General features: G+C 58.9%; 18 protein-coding genes. 9 read left to right on the forward strand and 9 right to left on the reverse strand.

The features are described 5' to 3' along the window. Positions 1-55: 55 nt before the first annotated feature. Together ACL2XJ_RS27510 and yegD are read left to right on the forward strand one after the other, a co-directional pair. The gene (locus ACL2XJ_RS27510; RefSeq protein WP_413725196.1) at positions 56-3,412 is read left to right on the forward strand and encodes a diguanylate cyclase; all 3,357 of its coding nucleotides are present in this window, start codon (positions 56-58) and stop codon (positions 3,410-3,412) included. Positions 3,413-3,572: 160 nt separating this feature from the next. Then, entirely contained in the window at positions 3,573-4,931 is a 1,359-nt protein-coding gene (yegD, locus tag ACL2XJ_RS27515) for a molecular chaperone (RefSeq protein ID WP_132926947.1), read from the forward strand. A 17-nt stretch (positions 4,932-4,948) separates the two neighbouring features. Here the strand turns inward: yegD and ureG are convergent, their stop codons facing one another. From ureG to ACL2XJ_RS27560, 9 genes are all read right to left on the reverse strand, one after another. After that, on the reverse strand, positions 4,949-5,578 hold the full coding sequence (gene ureG / locus ACL2XJ_RS27520) for an urease accessory protein UreG (protein WP_132926945.1): 630 nt from the start codon (positions 5,576-5,578) through the stop codon (positions 4,949-4,951). A 45-nt stretch (positions 5,579-5,623) separates the two neighbouring features. Continuing rightward, positions 5,624-6,298 carry an urease accessory protein UreF gene (locus tag ACL2XJ_RS27525; RefSeq protein ID WP_413726988.1) on the reverse strand — a complete coding sequence of 225 codons (675 nt, stop codon included), beginning with the start codon at positions 6,296-6,298 and terminating at the stop codon, positions 5,624-5,626. A 1-nt stretch (position 6,299) separates the two neighbouring features. Then, positions 6,300-6,749: an urease accessory protein UreE gene (ureE, locus tag ACL2XJ_RS27530; RefSeq protein WP_413725197.1), complete on the reverse strand. Its 450-nt coding sequence runs from the start codon at positions 6,747-6,749 to the stop codon at positions 6,300-6,302. Between the two features lie 89 nt (positions 6,750-6,838). Next, positions 6,839-8,542, reverse strand: coding sequence for an urease subunit alpha (gene ureC / locus ACL2XJ_RS27535; protein ID WP_132926941.1), 1,704 nt, complete (start codon positions 8,540-8,542; stop codon positions 6,839-6,841). Then, positions 8,539-8,856: an urease subunit beta gene (locus ACL2XJ_RS27540; RefSeq protein ID WP_132926940.1), complete on the reverse strand. Its 318-nt coding sequence runs from the start codon at positions 8,854-8,856 to the stop codon at positions 8,539-8,541. Before ACL2XJ_RS27540 ends, ureC begins: the two co-directional genes overlap by 4 nt. Positions 8,857-8,869: 13 nt before the next feature. Beyond that, positions 8,870-9,172, reverse strand: a complete 303-nt coding sequence (locus ACL2XJ_RS27545; RefSeq protein WP_132926938.1) for an urease subunit gamma — start codon at positions 9,170-9,172, stop codon at positions 8,870-8,872. A 201-nt stretch (positions 9,173-9,373) separates the two neighbouring features. After that, complete coding sequence (locus ACL2XJ_RS27550; protein ID WP_413725199.1) at positions 9,374-10,198, reverse strand: urease accessory protein UreD; 825 nt, start codon at positions 10,196-10,198, stop codon at positions 9,374-9,376. A 175-nt stretch (positions 10,199-10,373) separates the two neighbouring features. Then, positions 10,374-11,330 carry an aldo/keto reductase gene (locus tag ACL2XJ_RS27555; RefSeq protein ID WP_413725200.1) on the reverse strand — a complete coding sequence of 319 codons (957 nt, stop codon included), beginning with the start codon at positions 11,328-11,330 and terminating at the stop codon, positions 10,374-10,376. Positions 11,331-11,402: 72 nt separating this feature from the next. Beyond that, positions 11,403-12,344, reverse strand: coding sequence for a LysR substrate-binding domain-containing protein (locus tag ACL2XJ_RS27560; protein ID WP_413725201.1), 942 nt, complete (start codon positions 12,342-12,344; stop codon positions 11,403-11,405). 213 nt (positions 12,345-12,557) lie between these two features. Here ACL2XJ_RS27560 and ACL2XJ_RS27565 point away from each other — a divergent pair, with 213 nt between their 5' ends. The 7 genes from ACL2XJ_RS27565 (at position 12,558) to mdtD (ending at position 24,387) form a co-directional block, all read left to right on the forward strand. Further along, complete coding sequence (locus ACL2XJ_RS27565) at positions 12,558-13,721, forward strand: methionine aminotransferase (protein WP_413725202.1); 1,164 nt, start codon at positions 12,558-12,560, stop codon at positions 13,719-13,721. Between the two features lie 67 nt (positions 13,722-13,788). Then, positions 13,789-14,571: an ABC transporter substrate-binding protein gene (locus ACL2XJ_RS27570; protein ID WP_413725203.1), complete on the forward strand. Its 783-nt coding sequence runs from the start codon at positions 13,789-13,791 to the stop codon at positions 14,569-14,571. Between the two features lie 470 nt (positions 14,572-15,041). Beyond that, positions 15,042-15,203 carry a hypothetical protein gene (locus tag ACL2XJ_RS27575; RefSeq protein WP_165934259.1) on the forward strand — a complete coding sequence of 54 codons (162 nt, stop codon included), beginning with the start codon at positions 15,042-15,044 and terminating at the stop codon, positions 15,201-15,203. A gap of 272 nt (positions 15,204-15,475) precedes the next feature. Continuing rightward, positions 15,476-16,732 (forward strand): MdtA/MuxA family multidrug efflux RND transporter periplasmic adaptor subunit, encoded by a 1,257-nt coding sequence (locus tag ACL2XJ_RS27580; RefSeq protein ID WP_413726989.1) that lies wholly within the window; start codon positions 15,476-15,478, stop codon positions 16,730-16,732. Then, positions 16,732-19,848 (forward strand): MdtB/MuxB family multidrug efflux RND transporter permease subunit, encoded by a 3,117-nt coding sequence (locus ACL2XJ_RS27585; RefSeq protein ID WP_413725204.1) that lies wholly within the window; start codon positions 16,732-16,734, stop codon positions 19,846-19,848. The genes ACL2XJ_RS27580 and ACL2XJ_RS27585 overlap by 1 nt, the downstream gene beginning before the upstream one ends. Next, positions 19,845-22,925 carry a multidrug efflux RND transporter permease subunit MdtC gene (gene mdtC, locus ACL2XJ_RS27590; protein WP_413725205.1) on the forward strand — a complete coding sequence of 1,027 codons (3,081 nt, stop codon included), beginning with the start codon at positions 19,845-19,847 and terminating at the stop codon, positions 22,923-22,925. The genes ACL2XJ_RS27585 and mdtC overlap by 4 nt, the downstream gene beginning before the upstream one ends. Before the next feature lie 7 nt (positions 22,926-22,932). Further along, positions 22,933-24,387: a multidrug transporter subunit MdtD gene (gene mdtD, locus ACL2XJ_RS27595; protein WP_132926922.1), complete on the forward strand. Its 1,455-nt coding sequence runs from the start codon at positions 22,933-22,935 to the stop codon at positions 24,385-24,387. Positions 24,388-24,391: the final 4 nt, after the last annotated feature.

Below are 24,391 nucleotides of genomic sequence, written 5' to 3' on the forward strand. Positions count from 1 at the left end.
ATCCTTTTCAGTAGTGAACTGCTATTCTAAATATAAGAATCCTCAGGATATAATTATGGGCGCCAGCAATAAGCTCTCCATTAACCATAATAATTATTGGCCCATCATTACGGCAATCGCCCTGCTTGTTTTCATAATAACCCTGTGGTGTTTGTCCATGGGCAGCACGGACCTTTCCGTTTCGCCATTGTGGTTTACCACGGCGATCCTGCTGGCGGCGCTATTCTCGCTGCCGTTGCGGCGCTGGGCAGCGCTGATACTCGCCAGCGCCCTGGCCCTGACGGCCGCAAATCTCCTGGCCGGCGCCGGCCCGGCCAGCGGCCTGCCGTTAACGGCGACCACCCTGCTGGAAGCGGTATTCGGCGCCTGGCTGTTGAAATACGCACTGGATCCGCTGGACCCTTTAAACGGCATCGTCTCCTGGCTGAAGTTTTTCTTCATCGCCGTGGTATTGGTTCCCGCCATCGCCGCCGCAACCGCCGCGCTTTTTTTTCACGTTCCCCCGGCGCGCCTGGCGCCGTTTATTATACATTGGCTTACCGCGGAAGGGGTGGGTATTCTCGCCCTGACTCCAGTGGGAATATTGTGCCGGCGGCCGGCCTTAATCCAGATGCTCAAGCAGAAAACCTGGATTGAAATGTTCATAACGGCGTTATTTACCCTTGCCGTGAGTTATCTGGCGATAAAATTACTGCCCTTCCCGTTTACCTTCGCGGCCTTGCCGCTGTTCTTCGGCGCCATACGGTTGCCGCGTTTTGAAGCCTTCTGCCTGTTTCTTATCGTCACCGTGACGCTGTTTTTCGCCCTGATAACGGGTTTCCTCCATCTCAATATTCCACAAATTATCAATCCGGGATTATTACCGCAAATGCCCTTGTTGATAATATTGATTCCCGCCCACGCCATGGCCATGGTCATGTATGCCTTTCGGGTTGAACGCAGCAATATTTTGCAAAGCGAAACCCGCTTTCGCTATGCCATGGAATATTCCGCCATCGGCATGGCATTGGTATCCCTGGAGGGAACCTGGTTACAGGTAAATAAAGCCCTGTGCCGCTTTTTAAAATACAGTCCCCGGCAGTTGGAACAGCTCAGTTTTCAGGAGATTACCCACCCGGACGATTTGACCACCGATCTCGAGCAGCTCAATGACTTGATTAACGGGGTCATTGAGAGCTATACGCTGGAAAAACGCTATATCCGCAGCGACGGTGAAATTGTCTGGGCACTGCTGGCGGTTTCACTGGTGCGCGATCAGCATGAAGTACCGCTCTATTTTATCTCCCAGATTGAAGATATTACCGAAGTTAAACACAGCGAGATTGTCAACCGCCGCTTAATGGAGCGGATTACGCTGGCGAACGAGGCCGGCGGCGTGGGCATATGGGAATGGAATATTGTTTCCGATGATATGAACTGGGATAAGCGCATGGAGGAGATCTATTCCTTGCCGCCGGGCCAGAAAGCCACCTATGACTATTGGTTGGCCTGTATCATTGACGAAGACCGGGATATGGCGCTGCAGGTTTTCTATAAAGCCATGGACGAACGCAAACCCTTCTCCTTTGAATTTCGTATCCGCGGGCCCGATCAAGAATTGCGCCATATTCGCCTGTACGCCAATGTCCTGGCGGATGAAAACGATCGGGCCGTGCGTATGCTGGGCATCAGCCTTGATTTTACCAGTGAGGCCAGGCTCACCGACGCGCTGCATGAAGAAAAGGAACGGCTGCACATTACCTTGGACTCCATCGGCGACGCGGTCATTTCGATGGATAAACAGATGTGCATCAATTTCATGAATCCGGTGGCGGAAAAAATGACCGGCTGGCTGCAAAGGGAAGCCCACGGCAAACATATCGACAGTATCATACGGCTTACCCTTGGCCATGACGGACCGGCGCTGCCGACCTTATTGCAATCACAGATCGCGTCCAGGCAAAAGGGATCTTCCCTGCAACACTCCCTGGTGCTGCACAGCCGCAGCGGGCAGTTTTTCGATATCCAGCACAACTGCACGCCGCTGAAAAATATCAGCGGTTCCCTATTGGGGGCGGTGCTGGTCATTAAGGATGTCAGCGAGTCCCGTCATTTGATGCAGCAACTGAGCTACAACGCGCTGCATGATGATTTAACCGGGCTGCCTAACCGCGCCAATTTCGCACAGCATCTGGACCAGGCGCTGCATACCGCCATTGCCCAAAAAAGGCGTCATGCGCTGGTATTCATCGATTTGGATCGTTTCAAGGAAATCAACGACCGGGCCGGACATGCGGCGGGGGATGCATTGCTACTGGAGCTGGGCCTGCTGATGCAGAAAAATATCCGGCAGTACGACTGCCTGGCCAGGCTCGGCGGGGACGAATTCGGCTTGATTCTGCCCGACTGTACCCAGGCGGATGCCAAAAAACAGGTCCAGCGCATCATCGATGCCATCAACAGCTATTCATTCCATTGGGAAGATAAATTATATTCTATCGGCGGCAGCGCGGGCATCACCGTGATAACGGAAGAGAATTTCCATACCAAGGAAGTGATGACCCAGGCCGATATCGCCTGTTATACCGCTAAACACAGCGGGCGCGGACAGGTCATCCTGTTCGAGCCGGAGCTCAAGCATCCCGGACTGGTCATGCAGACGCCGGCCATCAGCCGCGACCGGGTTGTGGCGATGATGAAAAACGGCGAGCTGGAAATTATGGCCGGTCCGGTGGCGCCGCCGGCGACGCCGCTCGCCGTCGGTTTTTACCAGCTCTCCGTCGCGGTGGGGCCGCAGGAGCATCGTTCACTGGCCCAGGATGTATTTTATCAGTCGGCGCAGCAGCAGGATTTGCCGCTGCTGCTGGATCATTGGCTGGTGGATCAAATTATGGAGGTTTACGGCGCCGCCATCGCGCATAAAGGCATGACCCTGGTCATTCCCCTCTCCATGGCGGGTCTGAAGGACCAAGCGCTGCTGGACAAACTGCTGTCCCGGTCGGGTTCAGGCACCAGCCCGGAGGCCAATCCCTTAATCATCAGCGTCAGCGGCGCGGCCTTCATGGAAAACTATCCGGCTATTCAAGCGCCATTGCAACGGCTGCGCCGGCAGGGTAATCAGCTTATGCTTGATCAATTCGGCGATAATTTCAGCGCCTTTAACAAATTACCCACCGGCACCATTGATTACATTAAACTGCCGAACCGGTTTGTCCACTCCCTGCACAATAGCCAAATGGACGAGATGATGGTGACCATCATCAATGGGCATATTCATCGCCTCAACGCCCGCTCCATTGCCGGGCCGGCCCATTTGCCGGCGGTACTGGAGAAGCTGTGCCTGCTGGGTATCGATATGGCGGAGGGGGACAGCATAAGCCGCGCCATACCCTTGACCGCCGTGCTCGATAGCGGCTATGCCGCCATAGGCTGATCCCGCGCTCAAGTCGTTGCCATAATGTGCCGGGAACGCTCCCCCTGATAACATTGTTCACTTTCCACCCAGCAGAATTTACCGCCCGAGGCCGTTATCCATTGCCTGCTTTGCTACATTATTGTAAAGTTTGCCGCCTCATTGGCATGGGGAGATGATAATGTTTATCGGATTCGATTACGGTACCGCCAATTGCTCAGTGGCGGTGATGGAGGGCACCCAGCCGCGCTTGCTGCCGCTGGAAGACACCTCGCCCTATATGGCGTCTATGTTATGCTCGCCGACGAGGGATGCGGTGAGTGAATACCTGCATCGCTTCTGGCAGGTGCCCGCCGGCAGCGACGAGAACCAGCAGCTGTTGCGCCGCGCCATCAACGCCAATCGCGAGGACGATATCATCCTCACGGATCAAAGCCTGCAATTCGGCCAGCGCGCCCTGGCCAACTATATCGCCGACCCGGAAGACGTCTACTTTGTGAAATCCCCGAAGTCTTTCCTGGGCGCCAACGGTCTCAAGCCGCAGCAAATCGCCCTGTTCGAGGATTTGGTCTGCGCCATGATGTGCCATATCAAAAGGCAGGCGGAAACGGCATTATCGGCTCCTATTACCCAGGCCATGATCGGCCGGCCGGTGAACTTCCAGGGCACCGGCGGGGAAGAGTCCAACCGGCAGGCGCAGAATATTTTGCAACGCGCCGCCACGCGCGCCGGCTTTTCAGACGTCGCTTTTCAGTTTGAACCGGTGGCGGCGGGTCTTGACTTCGAAGCCACCCTGCGGGAGGAAAAAATCGTCCTGGTGGTGGATATCGGCGGGGGCACCACCGACTGCTCCTTGCTACTGATGGGACCGGAGTGGCTCAAACAGCGTGATCGCCGGGCGAGCCTGCTGGGGCACAGCGGCTGCCGGGTCGGCGGTAACGATCTGGATATCATGCTGGCGTTTAAACAGCTGACGCCGAGCATCGGTATGGGAGGCATGACCAACAAGGGACTGGCGCTGCCGGCGCTGCCCTTTTGGCAAGCGGTGGCGATAAATGATATCCCGGCGCAAAGCGAGTTTTACAGTACCGCCAACGGACGCTTTTTGCGTGAGCTGATGCTGGGGGCCGCCGACCCCGATCGCTTGAGCGGACTGCTGCAGGTTTATCGGCAGCGATTGAGCTACCGGTTGGTGCGCAGCGCCGAACAGAGCAAAATCGCCCTCTCCTCCGAATCGCGCACGGTCGCCCCGCTGGATTTTATCCGCAGCGGCATAGAGGTGCCCATCAGCCAGGCGGAGCTGGAGGACGCCATCCGCCAGCCCATGAACCGGATTCAGCAGCAGGTGGACGAGGTCCTGGCGCAAAGCGGCGCCCCGCGCCCGGATGTGGTCTATCTCACGGGCGGCAGCGCGCGCTCCCCTTTGCTGCGAGCGGCGGTGGAACGCAGCCTGCCGGGCATTCCCCTCACCGGCGGCGATGATTTCGGTTCGGTCACCGCCGGTTTGGCGCGCTGGGCGCAGCGGCAGTTCGCCGGATAACTCCGTACCGCATGGGCTTATAGCGAGGGGCTGTGGGCGAGCATTCCCTGTTTGAGGATAAAGGCTATCAGCGTTTCCAGCCCCTCGCCGGTTTTCAGGTTGGTAAAAGCCCAGGGCCGCTGCGGCCGCATCCGGTCGGTATCTGATTTCATTACCTCCAGGGAAGCGCCCACGTAAGGGGCCAAATCGATTTTGTTTATCACCAGGAAATCCGATTTGGTAATGCCAGGACCGCCTTTGCGGGGGATTTTTTCCCCTTCGGCGACATCAATAACGTATACCGTCAGGTCCGCCAGCTCAGGGCTGAAGGTGGCGCTGAGGTTATCGCCGCCGCTTTCCACAAAAATGATGTCCAGATTGCCGAATTTCCTCGCCAGATCGTCCACCGCCGCCAGATTCATCGATGCATCTTCACGGATGGCGGTATGAGGACAGCCGCCGGTTTCCACGCCGACGATACGCTCAGCCTCCAGGGCGCCGGCTTCGGTAAGAATGCGCTGGTCTTCCTTGGTATAGATATCATTGGTGACCACCGCCAGCTGATAGCGATGGCGCAGGGATTTGCACAGCGCCTCCAGCAGCGCGGTTTTACCGGATCCCACCGGACCGCCCACACCTACACGTAACGGTTGTTTGTACTGTTGCATCATCTTTTCCTAAACGTTATTCGAACAATCAGCGGTCTTGCTCCTTCAGGAACGGAACAAGCGGGAATACTGGGTTTCATGGCAGGAGGATGCAATAGCCTGCAGCGGAAAGCTGCCGCCCAATTCATCGTCCTCAAGGGTCATGGCCTTGGCAAACACCTCGGGCAGGGTGGCCGAAAGAACGCGCAGCAGGCTTTGGGCTTTCTGCTGGCCGAACGGCACCAGCTTGAGTCCCGCCATCACGCTGCTTTCCAGCCAGCTGTAGCCATAACCCAGCGCCAACGCCCGTAGCGGAACGCCCCATTGCCATCCGAGCCAGGCGAACCCCGCCAACTGGCATTGGCGTACCGCCGGTTGCCACGGCGGGGTGAAAGGCAGGTCCGGCCATTCGGCGATTAACCGTGCCAAGGCCTGGCCCCGCTGCTTCTCTTCGTTGCGCAGCTCGCCGGTTTCCCGGTTCGCCAGCAAAAAATCGCTCCAGCAGGCAAACCCATGGCTATCGTCTTTTTCGCAGGCGCGATATAACCGCACCAGAACCGGCCAGTCTACGCCGCCGAGAGTATCCTCGATAATCCGCTGCTGCCAGCGGACAAAATCCGTATCCGAGGCGACCCAGCCCGCCTCCACCGCGTATTCAAGCCCCTGGGAGTAGGTGAATCCCCCCACCGGCAGGCTGGGACTGATTAACTGCAGCAGGCGCAGCAGCGCCAGATCAGGCATGTCAGTGATGATGATGGCCGTGCGGCGCGCTTTGGTACGCGCCGGCCTCCGGTTCAAAGGGCGCCTGTTCAGTGCCGACCTTCGCCCCCAATCCCCGCGCCATGTCATCCAGCACGTGATCGTGCTGATATCGTACCCAGCCCTGCTCGATTTGCAGCGGCACATGGCGGTTGCCCAGGTGATAACACAGGCGCGCCAGCAGCAGCGGGTTCGCGGCGTAGGCGGTGGAGACGGTTTCCACCGCGGCGATAATGCGCACCACCTCGGCGCCGTCCTCGGTGGACAGCAGCTCGCCGCCGCGCAGGATCTGCCCCCGCGGCAGCATCAAACCGGCCTCGCGGCCGTCATCGAGCATAACCTGCGCCCGGCTTTTCAACCGGGTATCCAAATCGATGGTCAGGGTAGCGGTGGTGTCATGGGCATGATCGAGACGTTTTGTTAACACTATCATCCGGGTTCTCTGGCTCTGTTAAAAGTCGGGTATAAAAAGATCGAATCAACACGGTTTGCGCAGGCAATCGCCGCACTCGAAAAAACGCATCAGAACAAAAAGTACCGTTGCGCCATGGGCAAAACGCTCGCCGGCTCACACACCAGCAGCTGTCCGTCGGCGCGCACCTGATAGGTTTGCGCATCCACATCGATGGTCGGCTGCCAATGATTATGGATCATATCGGCTTTCCTGACTTGCCGGCATGCCCGCACTTCCCCTATCAGGCTGGCCAGCCCCAGGCGACCGGCCAGTCCGTTGCCGCAGGCCGCCTGGGATAAAAAGGTCATGCGGGTGGCGTGGCGGGCATTGCCCAGCGTGCCGAACATCGGCCGGTAATGCACCGGTTGCGGCGTGGGGATGGAGGCGTTGGCATCCCCCATCGGCGCCATGGCAATCATGCCGCCTTTGATGATCAAAGCGGGCTTAACGCCGAAAAACGCCGGCGACCACAGCACCAGATCCGCCAGTTTCCCCGGTTCGATTGACCCCACCTCATGGGAGATGCCATGGGTAATGGCCGGGTTGATGGTGTACTTGGCGATATAGCGTTTCACCCGGAAATTGTCGTTACGCTCGGTATCCGGCGCCAGCGGGCCGCGCTGCACCTTCATCTTGTGTGCCGCCTGCCAGGTGCGCAGGATAACCTCCCCTACCCGGCCCATGGCCTGGGAATCAGACGACAGCATGGAAAAGGCGCCCAGGTCGTGCAGGATATCTTCCGCGGCAATGGTTTCCCGGCGGATGCGCGATTCGGCAAAGGCCACGTCTTCAGCGATGCCGGCGTCCAGATGATGGCAGACCATCAGCATATCCAGATGCTCGTCGATGGTATTGACGGTATAGGGCATGGTGGGGTTGGTGGAGGACGGCAGGATATTGCCGTAGCCGCACACCCGGATGATGTCGGGCGCATGTCCGCCCCCCGCCCCTTCGGTATGGTAGGTATGAATGGTGCGATCGCCGATGGCCGCCAGGGTATCTTCCACAAACCCCGCTTCATTGAGGGTGTCGGTATGGATAGCCACCTGGACGTCGTATTCATCCGCTACCCCGAGGCAGCAGTTGATGGCCGCCGGCGTTGATCCCCAGTCCTCATGCAGCTTCAGGCCGATGGCGCCGGCTTCCACCTGCTCCGCCAGGGCTTCCGGCCGGGAAGCGTTGCCCTTGCCGGTAAACCCGATGTTCACCGGCAAAGCGTCCGCCGCCTGCAGCATACGCGCCAGATACCATGGCCCCGGCGTACAGGTGGTGGCATTGGTGCCGGCCGCCGGCCCGGTGCCGCCGCCGATCATGGTGGTCACGCCGGAGCAAATGGCTTCTTCCACCTGCTGCGGACAAATAAAATGTATATGGCTGTCGATGCCGCCGGCGGTGACGATTTTGCCTTCCGCCGCCACCACTTCGGTACCCGGACCGATGGCAATGGTCACTCCCGGCTGTATATCGGGATTGCCGGCTTTGCCGATAGCCATAATACGGCCGTCTTTAACGCCGATATCCGCCTTGACGATGCCCCAGTGATCGATGATAAGCGCGTTGGTCAGCACCAGATCGGCGCAAAACGCCGAGGTCATCTGACCTTGTCCCATGCCGTCGCGAATCACCTTGCCGCCGCCGAACTTCACCTCTTCGCCGTAAACGGTGAAATCTTTTTCCACTTCAATCCACAGTTCGGTATCCGCCAGCCGCACCCTGTCGCCCTGGGTCGGACCGAACATTTCGGCATAAGCGCGCCGTGAGATTTTGCTCATGAGGATGGCTCCAGCTTGCCCATTATCTCGCCGCGAAAACCGTATACTTCGCGCCGGCCGTCATAGGCCACCAGTTCAACGTCCCGGGACTGGCCCGGTTCGAAGCGCACCGCGGTACCGGCGGCGATGTCCAGCCGGAAACCCCGAGTCGGCCCGCGATGGAAATGCAGCGCCGGATTGACTTCAAAAAAATGGTAATGGGAACCCACCTGCACCGGCCGATCGCCGTGATTGGCCACCGTTACCGAGATTCGCGGCCGGCCGGCATTCAGATCGATGTCACCGGAGGCGATACGCATTTCACCTGGAATCATGATAAATATCCTGTCAGATAATGGGGTCGTGAACGGTCACCAGTTTGGTTCCGTCCGGAAAGGTGGCCTCAACCTGCACATCGGGGATCATTTCCGGCACCCCTTCCATCACATCGTCACGGGTCAAGACTTCACGGCCGGCGCTCATCAGCTCGGCCACCGTCAAACCATCACGGGCCCCTTCCAGGATAGCCGCGCTTATAAGGGCCACCGCTTCCGGATAGTTGAGTTTCAAGCCGCGGGCGCGGCGGCGCTCCGCCAGCAGCGCCGCGGTAAACAGCAGCAATTTATCTTTCTCTCTCGGGGACAGCTCCATATCTTGCTCCTAAAGTCGCCCAATTGTTTTTTATGAGAAAAAACCTGTCGCACCAGAACCCTGGCCAAAACCATAGCATTGCAAATATCACGCCAGCGATAACGGGCGGTTATCATCCCGCCAGGCACGGTTTCAGGTCAGCCGCCGCACCACGGCGGCGCAGCGGCGACGATTTGCACCAGCCGGGGGCATATCACGCATTCAGGTGGACCAGATACGCGGCGGCACCGCCTGCCGGTCCAGCATTAGCGGCCTTAGCAGGGCCCATATTCCGTGCAGAATCTCCTGCAAGCGCTGATTGTCATTATCCAGCAGCCGCACCATCAACAGCTGGTCCACCAGCGTGGCGCCCGCTGCCGGCAGCGCTGAGCGGGATAATAAAACGCGGACGTTATCCAGCATCTCACCGCTGGCGGGCGCGGCGAAAAAGGTGCCGATCAGGGGATAACCGGCCAATTTATCCAGTTTGCCCCCCTCGATGCCCAGCCGTTCATAAAGCCCCGCCGACCCGGGGAGGCGGATACGCAGCACGCTGTGGCATCGGCCGCGATGAAAACTTTCCCCCATCACCGGGCGCCCCAGGCAAAAGGTCTCGAATCCCAGCAGACGCGCGCCGGCTTGCAGGGTAAATTCACTGTTTATCGCAACATTGGCGGCAGGAAATAGAATATTCCCCTGCGGCAGCCATTCCAGCACGCTGTCCTCTTCAAGGGAGAATTTTTGCGTCAGCCGTGCCTCGGCTCCGGCGCTGCGGTAAAATTTGGTCGACCCCGGCATGGTCATCACGGCATGGCTGCGTTGTTCCAGACGCACCGACAGCTCAAGCCGGTCGCCCCCCACCACTCCGCCCGGCGGATGCAGGAGATAGACATGGGGATGGTCCTCTTCCGGGTAAAACGCGCGCTGTACGGTGAAGGGGCCGCTATGGGCGCACCGGATCATCGCCGTACGCCGGCCGCGGCGAGCAAAGGTCAGATCCAACCGGCCAAGCCAGCCGACCGCCTCGTCATCAGCTGTCCGATTCACCGGCATTTCATCATTTGCTGCGCCAGGGTGCATTTTGTCCTTAAGTCTCGCCTCGACTCTCGCCTCAACTCTTGTCTCAAAGAAAAGGTCTCAAAGAAGTCATCGCAAAAAGAGGGTTAATCATGTCCCCGGCAAACGGTCGGGGCTCGAGATACCGTACTCACTGGGAAAGGGATTACCGCCAGGCGCTGGCCTGCTCCAGTAACGCATAGTCATCGTCACGCAGGGTCAGGGTCAAGGCATTCGCCACTTCCTCCAGCTGTTCGAGGGAGGTGGCGCTGACAATGGGCGCGGTGATGCCGGGCCGCTGTATCTGCCAGGCCAGTGCCACCTGGGTAGGCGTGGCCCGGTAGCGCTCGCTCACCGCATCCAGGGCATGCAGGATACGCAGGCCGCGGGTATTGAGATAGGTGCTGATGACCTTCTCGCCCCGTTTGCTTTTCGCGGCGTCCTCTTTGGCGCGGTATTTGCCGGACAGAAAGCCGCTGGCCAGGGCGTAATAGTTAATGACGCCGACGCCGTGGGCGGTGACAACGGGCTCCAGATCCTGCTCATACTCCTGCCGATCGTAGAGGTTATATTGCGGTTGCAGGGTTTCGTAGCGTGCCAGCCCGTTCTGTTCGCTGATGCGCAGCGCCTGCGCCAGCCGGGGGCCGGAATAATTGGATGCCCCGATGGCCCGCACCTTGCCCTCTTTGATTAACGCGTCGAACGCGCCCAGGGTTTCTTCCAACGGCACGGATTCGTCATCGGAATGGGACTGGTACAAATCGATATAGTCGGTTTGCAGCCGGTGCAGAGAAGCCTCCACCGCCTGCTTGATATAGGCGGCCGACAGTCCTTCTTTACCCGCGCCCATCGGCTTGCCCACTTTGGTGGCGAGGATAATCCCGTCGCGCTTGCCGGTTTTCTTCAGCCAATTGCCGATGATAGTCTCCGACTCGCCGCCCTGGTTGCCGTCAACCCAGGCGGAATACACATCCGCGGTGTCGATGAAATTAAGTTCTCTTTCCGCCAAGGCATCGAGGATGCGAAAGGAGGCAGCCTGATCGATGGTCCAGCCGAAGACGTTGCCGCCGAAACAGAGTTTGGGAACGGCAATGCCTGAACGACCCAGCGTTCTGGTTTTCATACTCTCTCCTTGATCTGTCATGTTGATATGGGAAGTGTAAAACGTTATTGCGCCCGCGGGTATTAATCTGTTTTACCAAGTATTACCGGCTATGGAAACGAGATTCTCGTCGTCCGGCATATTGTCCCGCTGGCGCTGCCGGCTGTGCCGCGCTTCCTGCTGCAGCCACTCCGTCAGCAGCCGCAACGCCGGCGATAGCGCGGATTGTTCGGGAAAGACCAGATAATAGGCCGCGCCGCTTCGCAGGCAGTGGGAAAACGGCGCGATTAAACGGCCGGCCTGCAGCTCATACTCAATCAGGCACAGATCGCCTATGGCGATGCCATAGCCTTGTATGGCCGCGGTCATGGCCAAATCAAGGGTATCGAAATGCTGCGCCTTGGCCGCCGGCAGGCCGTCCCGGCCGGCGGCCTTCAGCCACGCCAGCCAGTCGCGTCCGTCGCGGGTGGGATGCAGCAGGGTTTTATCCGCCAGTCCGTCCGCGATGGCGGCGTTTTCCCGCCAGAGTTCCGGCACGCACACCGGCGTCAGCACCTCGTCGAACAAATGGATGGCGCACAGCTGTTTATCCGCCGGCCGGCCATAGAGCACCGCCGCATCAAAATGCTCATGGCGAAAATCCACGCCGTGGGTGATGGAGGTGGTCAGCGCGATGTCGATTTCCGGATGCCCGGCCTGCAGTTGGATTACCCGCGGCAGCAGCCAGCGCATGACGCAGGTGGGACATTTAACCCGCAGCGTATCCGGCTTGGCGTTGAACCCGTCCAGGGCGGTATCGATTTGTTCCATAGCCTGCTGCAGCGGGGCCAATAATGCGGCGCCTCGCGCAGTTAACACCAGCCCGCGGGCCCGCCGGATAAACAGCGCGGCCCCCAGATGCTGCTCCAGGCCGGCAATCTGCCGGCTGACCGCCCCCTGGGTAATATGCAGCCGCTGCGCCGCATGGGTGAAGTTCAGCTGTTCCGCCACAATCACAAAGGTTTTCAATACATCCAGTGAAGGAAGTGCGCCCATGACCCTACCCGCTATAATTTTTCCATGACAATAAAGATCACCCCGGTCCAAGGCCATACTGCCATTGGAGCCATGATCTCGCAACATGGCAACCATGATGAATTATCCATTGTCCGCCGGTGGGATCTGTTGCTTAATCGTTGAACATTGTCCATTACACAACCTTACCCCCGGTATTTTGCCCCCGGCCGGTATCCATAGAGGGACCATTCCATGCAGAGCGTTATTCCCGCCCGCTCTAAGCTGCCTGACGTCGGCACCACCATATTTACCACCATCGGCCAGTTGAGCGCCGAACATAATGCCGTTAATCTCGCCGCGGGCTCGCCGAGTTTCGATTGCGATCCCCAACTGGTGGACTACACCGCCGAAGCCATGCGCGCCGGACATAATCAGTATTCGGCGATGACCGGCCTGCCGGCGCTGCGCGAAGCCTTGGCGGAAAAGGTGGCGAGACTGTACGGCGGTCATTACGACCCCGCACGGGAGGTCACCATTATCGCCAGCGCCAGCCAGGGGCTGTACAGCGCCATAAGCGCCCTGGTCCATCCGGGGGATGAAGTCATCTATTTCGAGCCGGCCTTCGACAGCTACGCGCCCATCACCCGCCTGCAGGGGGCGGTGCCGGTGCCGGTGAAAATCTCCCTTGACGACCTGCGTATCGATTGGGACGCGGTGTCTGCGGCCGTTACGTCCCGCACCCGGATGATCATCGTCAACAGTCCCCACAATCCCACCGGCATGGCTTTTAGCGAAGAGGATATCCGTCGGCTCACCGCCTTGACCGAGAATACGGATATCCTGATTCTCTCCGATGAAGTGTACGAGCATATGGTATTCGACGGCCAGCCCCACCGGAGCATGGCCGCCTACCCGGCTCTCGCCGCGCGCAGCGTGGTGGTGTCGTCCTTCGGCAAAACCTACGGCGTCACCGGCTGGCGGGTGGGTTACTGCCTGGCGCCGGCGGAGCTCATGTGGGAGATCCGCAAAGTGCATCAGTTCATGGTATTCGCCGCCGACACGCCGATGCAATACGCCTTCGCCACGGCGCTGGAAAACCCCGACAGCTATTTGCGCCTGCCGGCATTTTACCAGCACAAACGCGACCTGCTGACGCAGGCGCTGGCGTCCTCGCCTTTCCATGTGATGCCAAGCGCAGGGAGTTTTTTCCTATTGGCGCGCTTTCGCCATTTTTCCTCTATGAGTGATAATGACATGGCCGTGGGATTGATACGGGACGCGAAAGTCTCTTCCATACCCTTGTCGGCGTTTTACAGTGACGGCACCGAGACCGGCATGATAAGGCTCAGCTTTGCCAAGGACGACGAGACATTGCTCGAAGGCGCGCGCCGGCTGTGCGCCTGGGGCACCGTCTGAGGAATCGCGATCTTTATCCAGAAGCATCGTATTTACCTTTGACCATTGACCTTTAACAGGACTTAAAATGAATAAATTTTCCGCCTTAGTGCTCATTACCTGTGGATTGGCCGTTTTGCCGGCGCTGGCCGCCGAAGGAACGATCCGTTTTGGCCTCGAAGCGCTTTATCCCCCCTTTGAATCGAAATCCCCCACCGGCGAACTGCAAGGTTTCGATATCGATTTAGGCAATGCCGTCTGCCAGGCCGCCAAAGCAAAGTGCCAATGGCTGGATACCTCATTTGACGGCCTGATCCCGGCGCTGCAGGGCCGCAAATTCGATGCCATCAATTCGGCGATGAACGTCACGGAGAAACGCAGGCAGGCCATCGATTTCACCGATGTGATATATCGCGTGCCGACAAAGCTCATTGCCCGCGCCGACAGCGGATTAACCGCCACCCCCGAGGCGCTGAAAGGCAAAAACGTCGGCGTCCTGCAGGGCTCCATTCAGGAATCCTATGCCAATGCCCATTGGGCAAGCCAGGGCGTCCATGTGGTGTCCTACCAGGATCAAAACCAGGTCTATATGGATCTGGCTTCCGGCCGCCTGGATAGCACGCTGGTACTGGCGCCGGCCGGCCAGTCCGGTTTCCTGGCCCAGCCGCAGGGCAAAGGTTTCGCTTTTGTCGGAGAGGCGGTGAGCGACGATAGCATTCTTGGCAGCGGTATCGCTTTTGGTGTCCGTAAAGGCGATGATGCCTTGAAACGGCAGTTGAACGCGGCTATCGCCAAGGTAAAAGCCCAGGGTACGATTAAAATCCTGGCGCATAAATATTTCGGCGATATCGACGTTTCGGCGCCGCAATAATATTCCATCACTATCGCTTGGTCCCCATTGCCAACCCTTGCCAGAGGAATGGGGACGCTACCGCCATGGAAATCGAATTGACTGAAAATAAATAAATTTTAAAGAGACACACTAATATTATTCATTTTCCAAGAAAATCGACCTTCATTTGAAAACCGTTAATCCCATACCCTGCGAAATAGCCCGCCGTCAATGAAGCGCGGCAGGCCAACCGGTTTTCCGGGCCCTTATCGTAATATTTCAGCAATCGATTCTATTTGTATAACCAGTTGGTAAAAAAATGCTGTTACTCCTACATTGGTCCCAGAGCGAGAGGGAATACACCGTCAATCCTGCCTTATAGGAAAAGGCGTTTCAGGATGGGTGAATGTGGTTCGGCAGTTAACCGTAAATGGTCAATGTTGGCATATATAATCGAGTTCATTTATAACTAACTGAACATTCTGACAAATATTAATAAGGAATGGTATATGTATACATTCTCTCGTTATCAGGCAAAAGAGCTGGCTTTAGCCTATATGAGCAGTAAACAGCATGTTCTGTCCCCAACTGAATTTTTACAGCAAATGAAAAAAATCGAGAGATTATTTGATGATTTACTCAAACAAAAGAGTGAAAGCATCAGCGCATAGCCACGGGCGACGACAATGTCATTATACTGAACGCAGCGTCGTCTGCCAAAACATCACTACCGGTTCGGCTAAAGCCGCCGCGCCGTTCCGGTAATAAACGCTTTTGTCAGCGCTTTCGGCGCGCCGCTGACAGATTCACGGCCTACCCTGACGGTACCTCCATACTTCCTCCATATTTACCGGCCCATTTCTGACTAAAATAACTATAGGAATTTCCCTTTTCGCAGGGACATGCGATCCTTGTGCCCTGCTCGCATGACGTGAAGGTAAAGATATCAATGAAGGGTAAACGCATTGGACGCTTACTTGGCTTAACAGTAGTGCTATTGATTATTGTCATTGGCGCCGTGGTGGTCTGGCGTCATTTCCATCAGCCGTCCATACCCGCGACGGCGGAAGGCGGACGCCATCACGGCGGCGAACGACAACACGCCGCCCAGCAGGGCGGCGGACGGCGTCAGCAGCAGGCTTTGCCGCCGGTTCAGGCGGCGCAGGCGCAGCAAAAATCAGTGCCCTATTATCTCTCCGGCCTGGGCACGGTTACCGCCGCCGCAACCGTGACGGTGCGCAGCCGCGTGGACGGCCAGCTTATGGCGCTGCATTTTGACGAAGGGCAGTGGGTGAAGGCCGGAACCTTGCTGGCGGAAATCGATCCCCGGCCGTTCGACGTGGCGTTGCAGCAGGCCAGGGGGCAGTTGGCCAAAGATCAGGCCACCCTCGCCAACGCGCGGCAGGACTTGACCCGCTACCGGAATCTGGTGAAAACCAGTATGGTCTCCCGCCAGCAGATGGATACCCAGCAATCCACGGTGAATGAATATGAAGGCCAGATCCAGGTAGACCAAGGGGCGGTGGCCAGCGCCGAGCTGCAGCTGGCTTACAGCCGCATTACCGCGCCTATCGACGGACGCGTGGGTCTGCGACAGGTGGATGTGGGCAATTATATTACCAGCGCCGATACCACCGGCATTGTGATAATAACCCAAACCCGGCCCATCGACGTGGTGTTCACTCTGCCAGAAAACGATATCCCTACGGTTATCAAGGGGCAAAAAAACGGCGTACTGCCGGCACAAGCCTGGGATCGCACCAATAAGCAAAAGCTCACCGACGGTAAATTACTGAGCCTGGATAACCAGATTGATACCGCCACCGGCACGGTGAAACTGAAAGCGCGTTTCGACAATACCGACGACAGCCTGTTCCCCAATCAATTCGTCAATATACGGATGAAAGTGGATACCCTGCAAAATGCGGTGGTGGTTCCTCCCGCCGCGGTGCAAATGAATAACGACGGGCATTTCGTTTGGGTGTTGAATGATGATAATCAGGTCAGCCAGCATCGCGTCACCACCGGTATGGAGGACAGCCGGCAGGTGGTGATTACCGCCGGACTGGAAGCGGGACAGCGGGTGGTTACCGACGGCATCGATCGCCTGACCGAAGGCGCCAAAGTTGAAGTGGTATCCCCGGTCAATACGGAAACATCCCCGGTTTATATACCGAAACACCGGGGAGAAAAGTCCTGATGGAGGTTTTGCCCAGCCACAACGGCGGTCCCTCAAGGCTGTTTATACTCCGGCCGGTGGCCACTACGCTGCTCATGATAGCCATTCTGCTGGCCGGCATCATCGGCTATCGGACGCTGCCGGTATCGGCGCTGCCGGAAGTGGATTACCCCACCATCCAGGTGGTGACTTTGTACCCCGGCGCCAGTCCGGATGTCGTGACCTCCGCCATCACCGCGCCGCTGGAGCGCCAGTTCGGCCAGATGTCGGGACTGCAGCAGATGTCATCCCGAAGCTCCGGCGGCGCGTCGGTCATCGTCCTGCAATTCCAGCTGTCGCTGCCGCTGGACGTGGCCGAACAGGAAGTGCAGGCGGCCATCAATAACGCCACCAACCTGCTGCCGTCCGATTTGCCCAATCCGCCGGTGTACAGCAAGGTCAACCCGGCCGACCCGCCCATCATGACCCTGGCGGTCACCTCCACCTCCATGTCGATGATCCAGGTGGAAGACATGGTGGAAACCCGGGTGGCGCAAAAGATTTCCCAGGTTACCGGCGTCGGCCTGGTGTCCATATCCGGCGGGCAGCGTCCGGCGGTACGGGTAAAGCTGAACGCCCAGGCGCTGGCGGCCTATGGCCTGGACAGTGAAACGGTGCGCACCGCCATCGCGGACGCTAACGTCAACACGCCCAAAGGCAGTCTGGACGGGCCTGAGCGGTCGGTGACCCTGTCCGCCAACGATCAGATGAAATCCGCCGATGATTACCGCCGGCTGATTATCAGCTGGCAGAACGGCGCCCCGGTCAGGTTAGGGGATGTGGCCACCATCGAACAGGGGGCGGAAAACGTCTATCTGGGCGCCTGGGCCAATCGCCAGCCGGCCATCGTAATGAATATCCAGCGTCAGCCCGGCGCCAACGTCATCACCACCGCCGACAATATCCGCGCTTTATTGCCGGCCCTTACCGCCAGCCTGCCCAAATCCGTTACCGTATCGCTGCTGGCGGATCGTACCGTCAATATCCGCGCATCGGTCAGCGACGTACAGTTTGAACTGCTGCTGTCCATTGCCCTGGTGGTCATGGTGATCTACCTGTTTTTGCGCAACGCCGCGGCAACGGTTATCCCGGCGGTGGCCGTGCCGCTCTCCCTGGTGGGCACCTTTGCGGTGATGTATATGCTGGGCTTCTCCATCAATAACCTGACGCTGATGGCGCTCACCATTGCCACCGGGTTTGTGGTGGATGACGCCATCGTGGTAATTGAAAATATCTCCCGCTACATCGAACAGGGGGAAAAGCCCCTGGCGGCGGCGCTGAAAGGCGCCGGGGAAATCGGATTTACCATTATTTCATTAACGGTGTCCCTGATCGCGGTACTGATTCCGCTGCTCTTCATGGGCGATATCGTCGGCCGGCTGTTCCGGGAATTCGCCGTCACCCTGGCCATCGCCATCCTGATTTCCGCCGTGGTGTCGCTGACGCTGACGCCGATGATGTGCGCTCGCATGCTGAGCTACGAATCGCTGCGCAGGCAGAATCGGTTTACCCGCGCCAGCGAGCGGCTGTTTGAACGGGTGGTGGCCGGTTACGGCCGCGCCCTGGAAAAGGTGCTTCGCCATCCCTGGCAAACGCTGGTGGTGGCCCTGAGCATGCTGGCCCTGACGATTTTGCTCTATCTGTTCATTCCGAAAGGCTTCTTTCCCACCCAGGACAACGGCGTCATCCAGGGAACGGTCCAGGCCGCGCAAAGCGTTTCGTTCAGCAACATGGCCCGGCGCCAGCAGGCCGTGGTATCCACCATCATGCGCGACCCGGCGGTTGAAAGCGTCTCTTCCCTTATCGGCGTGGACGGCACCAACGCCACGCTGAACAGCGGCCGGCTGCAGATCAATCTCAAACCCCTGGGACAGCGGGCCGATCGTGTGGATGTGGTTATCGCCAGGCTGCAGCGGGCCGTCGACGGATTAACCGGCATCCGGCTCTATTTGCAGCCGATACAGGATCTCACCATTGATACCCAGCTCAGCTATACCCAATATCAGTTTACCCTCCAGTCCCTGTCCCTGGAGGATTTGAATAAATGGGTGCCGCGACTGCTGGAACGCCTGCAGGCCCTGCCGCAGCTAAGGGATGTGGGCAGCGATTTGCAGGACCAGGGCCTGGAAGCCTATATCAGGGTGGATCGCGACAGCGCCAGCCGCCTGGGCATCAGCATGACGGATGTGGACAATGCCTTGTACAACGCGTTCGGCCAGCGATTGATTTCAACGATTTACACCCAGGCCAGCCAGTACCGGGTGGTGCTGCAACATGACACCGACGCCAGCCCCGGCCTGGCGGCGCTGGCGGATATCCGCCTGAAAGGCAGCGATGGCAATATTGTCCCCTTGAGCGCCATCACCAGCGTGCAGCAGCGCCTGGGGCCGCTGTCGATAAACCATCAGGAGCAGTTCCCTTCCGCCACCGTCTCGTTCAACCTGGCGCCGGGCTACTCGCTGGGAGAAGCGGTATCCGCCATCAAACAGGCCGAGCAGTCGCTGGAGCTCCCCGCCACCATCAGCACCCGCTTCCAGGGCAGCACCATGGCGTTCCAAGCGGCGCTGAACAGCACCGTCTGGCTGATTGTGGCGGCCATCGTGGCGGTTTATATCGTGCTCGGGGTGCTGTATGAAAGCTTTATCCACCCGGTTACCATCCTCTCCACCCTGCCCACCGCCGGGGTGGGCGCACTGCTGGCGCTGATTATCTCCGGCCACGAACTGGACGTCATCGCCATCATCGGCATTATCCTCCTGATCGGTATCGTCAAAAAGAACGCCATCATGATGATAGACTTCGCGCTGGCCGCCGAGCGGGAAAAGGGCATGACGCCTTACGATGCCATCTATCAGGCCAGTTTGCTGCGCTTCCGGCCGATTCTGATGACCACCCTGGCGGCGCTGTTCGGCGCCCTGCCGCTGATGTTCAGCACCGGGGTCGGCGCCGAGCTGCGCCGTCCGCTGGGGATCTGCATGGTGGGCGGCCTGGTGGTCAGCCAGGTGCTGACGCTGTTTACCACGCCGGTGATTTATCTGCTGTTTGATCGCCTGTCGCGCAACCGCCCCCAGGTGGAAGAAACGCCGGAGTCGGTATGAAATTTCTCGCCCTGTTCATCTACCGCCCGGTGGCCACGTTATTGCTGATGCTGGCCATTGCGTTATGCGGCGTGCTGGGTTTCAGGCTATTGCCGGTGGCGCCGCTGCCCCAGGTGGATTTTCCGGTGATTGTGGTATCGGCCTCGCTGCCGGGCGCGTCCCCCGATACCATGGCATCCTCGGTGGCCACGCCGCTGGAGCGGGCGCTGGGCCATGTGGCCGGGGTGAACGAAATGACCTCCAACAGCACCCTTGGCTCGACCCGCGTTATTCTGCAATTCGATCTGGATCGTGATATCAACGGCGCCGCACGCGACGTGCAGGCGGCCATCAACGCCGCGCAGAACCTGCTGCCAAGCGGCATGCCCGGCCGGCCGCAGTACCGTAAGGTCAATCCCTCCGACGCCCCCATCATGATCCTGACCCTCACCTCGGATACCTACAGCCAGGGTCAATTGTATGATATCGCCTCCACCGAGCTGGCGCAGAACATCTCGCAGATGGAGGGCGTCGGCGATGTCACGGTGGGCGGGGGTTCGCTGCCGGCGGTGCGGGTGGAGCTAAATCCTTTGGCGCTGTTCAACCAGGGGGTTACCCTTGACCAGGTGCGCGACGCCATTAGCCAGGCCAACGTCCGGCTCCCGCAGGGGGTGGTGGAAGACCGGCAGTCCCGCTGGCAAATCCGCACCAACGATGCCCTGCATACCGCCAAGGAGTATCAGCCGCTTATCGTGCATTACAGCGACAATAGCGCCGTGCGGCTGCAGGATGTGGCCCAGGTGAAAGACTCCGTGCAGGACGTGCGCAACGCCGGCATGGCCGGCGGCAAGCCGGCGATATTGATTGCCATCCAGCGTTCGCCGGATGCCAATATCATCTCGACGGTGAAAACCATCCGCGACTCACTGCCCGCGCTGCGGGCCTCCATTCCCGCCGGTATCGATCTGGCCGTCGCCCAGGACAGATCCCCCACCATCCGCGCGTCCCTGGCGGAAGTGGAACAATCATTGGTAATAGCGGTGGTGCTGGTTGTCCTGGTGGTGCTGCTGTTCCTGCGCTCCTGGCGCGCCACGCTGATACCGGCGCTGGCGGTGCCGGTATCGCTGATCGGAACCTTCGCCGCCATGTACCTGTGCGGTTTCAGCCTGAATAATATTTCGCTGATGGCGCTGACCATCGCCACCGGTTTTGTGGTGGACGACGCCATTGTGGTGATGGAAAATATCACCCGCCACGTGGAAAACGGCATAAAGCCTCTGTCGGCGGCGCTGCTGGGGGTGCGGGAAGTGGGGTTCACCGTCTTGTCCATGAGCCTATCGCTGATTGCGGTATTTATTCCCCTGTTATTGATGGGCGGCTTACCGGGCCGGCTGTTTCGGGAATTTGCCGTGACCCTGTCCGTGGCCATCGCCATTTCCCTGGCGGTATCGCTGACGCTGACGCCTATGCTGTGCGCCCGGTTATTGCGCAGCCGTCCCCACGCCGCGGCCCGCCGCTACAGTTTCGCCGCTTTGCTGCAAGCCTTGCAGCTGCGCTATGCCCGCTCGCTGCAATGGGTACTGACCCACGCCCGCTGGGTATTGCTGCTGTTTATCGCCACCCTGGCGCTGAATATCTGGCTCTATATCGCCATACCCAAAACCTTTTTGCCGGAGCAGGACACCGGCCGGGTGCTGGGTTTTATCCAGGCCGACCAGAGCATATCGTTCCAGGCCATGCGCGGCAAGCTGCAGGATTTCATGCGCATCGTCCGGGAGGATCCGGCGGTGGACAACGTTACCGGTTATACCGGCGGTTCGCGCACCAACAGCGGCTCGATGTATATTTCACTGAAACCGCTGTCCGAACGCAAGGACAGCGCGCAGCAGATTATCGACCGCCTGCGGCTCAAGCTGGCGAAAGAGCCCGGCGCCAGCCTGTTCCTCATGGCGGTGCAGGACGTCCGTATCGGCGGGCGCCAGGCCAACGCCAGCTATCAATACAGTTTACTGGCCGACAATATCGAGGATTTGCGCGAATGGGAGCCGAAAGTGCGTCAAGCGCTGATGGCGCTGCCGCAGTTGGCGGATATCAGCTCCGACCAGCAGGATAAGGGCTCGGAGCTGGATCTGGTTTACGATCGCGATGTGCTGGCGCGGCTGGGGCTGTCAGTCTCCGATGTGAACAATCTGCTGAACAACGCGTTCGGCCAGCGGCAGATCTCCACCATTTATCAACCCCTCAATCAATATAAGGTGGTGATGGAAGTGGCCTCGCCTTATACACAGGACCCTAGTACGTTGGAACATATGTTTTTGAATAACAGCGAAGGCCAGCCGATTCCCCTGTCGTCCTTCGCCCATTGGCAGCCGGCCAATGCGCCGCTGGCGGTGAACCATCAGGGACTGTCCGCCTCGTCCACCATCGCCTTCAATCTGCCGGACGGCGTGGCGCTGTCGGACGCGACGGCGGCCATCGAGCGGACCATGACGCAGCTGGGCGTGCCCCCCAGCGTGCGCGGCGGTTTTTCCGGCACCGCCCAGGCTTACGAGCAGAGCGAGCAAACCCAGCTGCTGCTGATTCTGGCGGCGGTGGCGACGGTCTATATTGTCCTCGGCATTCTGTATGAAAGCTATGTCCACCCGCTGACCATACTGTCGACGCTGCCCTCGGCCGGAATCGGCGCATTGCTGGCCCTGGAGCTTTTTAACGCGCCGTTCAGTTTAATCGCCCTGATAGGCATTCTGCTGCTGATAGGCATTGTGAAGAAAAACGCCATCATGATGGTGGATTTCGCCCTCACCGCCCAACGGCAAAGCGGCATCAGCGCCCATGACGCCATTTTCCAGGCCTGCCAGCTGCGCTTTAGGCCCATCATCATGACCACGCTGGCCGCGCTGTTCGGCGCGCTGCCGCTGGTTCTGAGCCGGGGCGACGGCGCTGAGCTGCGCGAGCCCCTGGGCATTACCATTGTCGGCGGATTAATCGTCAGCCAGCTGATGACGCTGTATACCACCCCCGTCATTTACCTGTTTTTCGATAAATTACGGATCACGCGCCGTACGGTTCCTCATTTCTCAACCCCCAAAGAAGAGTAACGATCGCATGAGATGGCATCCTTTCCAACACCACGTAGCGACCGCCGATCCCCGCCCTTCCGCGTCGGTACACTGGCAACTTTGGACAGTCGCGTTCGGCTTTTTTATGCAGACGCTGGACACCACCATCGTCAATACCGCCCTGCCCTCCATGGCGAAAAGCCTGCATGAAAACCCGCTGCATATGCATTCGGTAATCGTCTCTTATGTGCTGACGGTGGCCATGATGCTGCCGGCCAGCGGCTGGCTGGCGGACCGTTTCGGGGTCAAAAAGGTCTTCTTCAGCGCGATTTTACTGTTTACCCTGGGGTCGCTGCTGTGCGCCCGTTCCTCCACCCTGCATGAACTGGAGATTTCCCGGGTTATCCAGGGTATCGGCGGGGCGATGATGGTGCCGGTGGGGCGTCTGACGGTGATGAAAATCGTGCCCCGATCCCAGTATATGGCGGCGATGGCCTTTGTCACCATGCCCGGGCAGGTCGGCCCGCTGCTGGGACCGGCCCTGGGCGGTTTTCTGGTGGAATATGCCAGCTGGCATTGGATATTTTTGATCAACCTACCGGTGGGCGCCGTCGGCGCGGTGATAACCTGGCTGCTGATGCCCAATTATACCATGCAGACCCGCGGCTTCGATTTTTTCGGGTTTGTGCTGCTGGCGGTGGGCATGGCCACCCTGACCCTGGCCCTGGGAGGAAGCCGGAGCCTGGAGCTCGGCCCGCGGTATATCGCCCTGCTGGCGGTGGTGGGCGTTCTGGCGCTGCTGGGCTACTGGCTGCACGCCAGGCGTAACGAAGACGCCCTGTTCAATCTCAAGCTGTTTGAAACCCCCACCTTCTCTCTGGGTCTGCTGGGCAGCCTGCTGGGGAGAATCGGTAGCGGGATGCTGCCGTTCATGACGCCGCTGTTTTTACAGTTGGGAGTGGGTTTCGCCCCGTTTCACGCGGGGCTGATGATGATTCCCATGGTGATAGGCAGCATGGGCACCAAGCGCATGATCGTGCAGATCGTTAACCGCTTCGGTTACCGTGCCGTGCTGACCGGGGCGACGCTGGCGCTGGCGGCCGTCAACCTGGTTTTCCCGCTGGTGGCGCTGATGGGCTGGATTTATGCCATACCGGTGGTGCTGTTTTTCCAGGGCGTGGTTAACGCCATGCGTTTTACCTCCATGAACACCTTAACGCTGAAAGATTTGCCGGACACCCTGGCCAGCGGCGGCAACAGCTTGTTGTCCATGGTCATGCAGCTGTCCATGAGCCTGGGAGTCACCACCGCGGGGATTCTGCTCGGCCTGTTTGTCGCCTCGCACGCTCCCTCCACCAGCCCCGCCAATATGCACGGGGTGTTTATCGCCACCTACCTCTGTATGGCGGTGGTTATCGCCCTGCCGGCGCTGGTTTTTCTCAGGGTACCGCCGGATACCGTGAAAAATGCCGTACTGACGGAACAGGAAGACAAAAGCTAACGAG

The sequence above is a fragment of the Sodalis sp. RH16 genome, from assembly GCF_047324245.1.
Classification (GTDB): domain Bacteria; phylum Pseudomonadota; class Gammaproteobacteria; order Enterobacterales; family Enterobacteriaceae; genus Acerihabitans; species Acerihabitans ligni.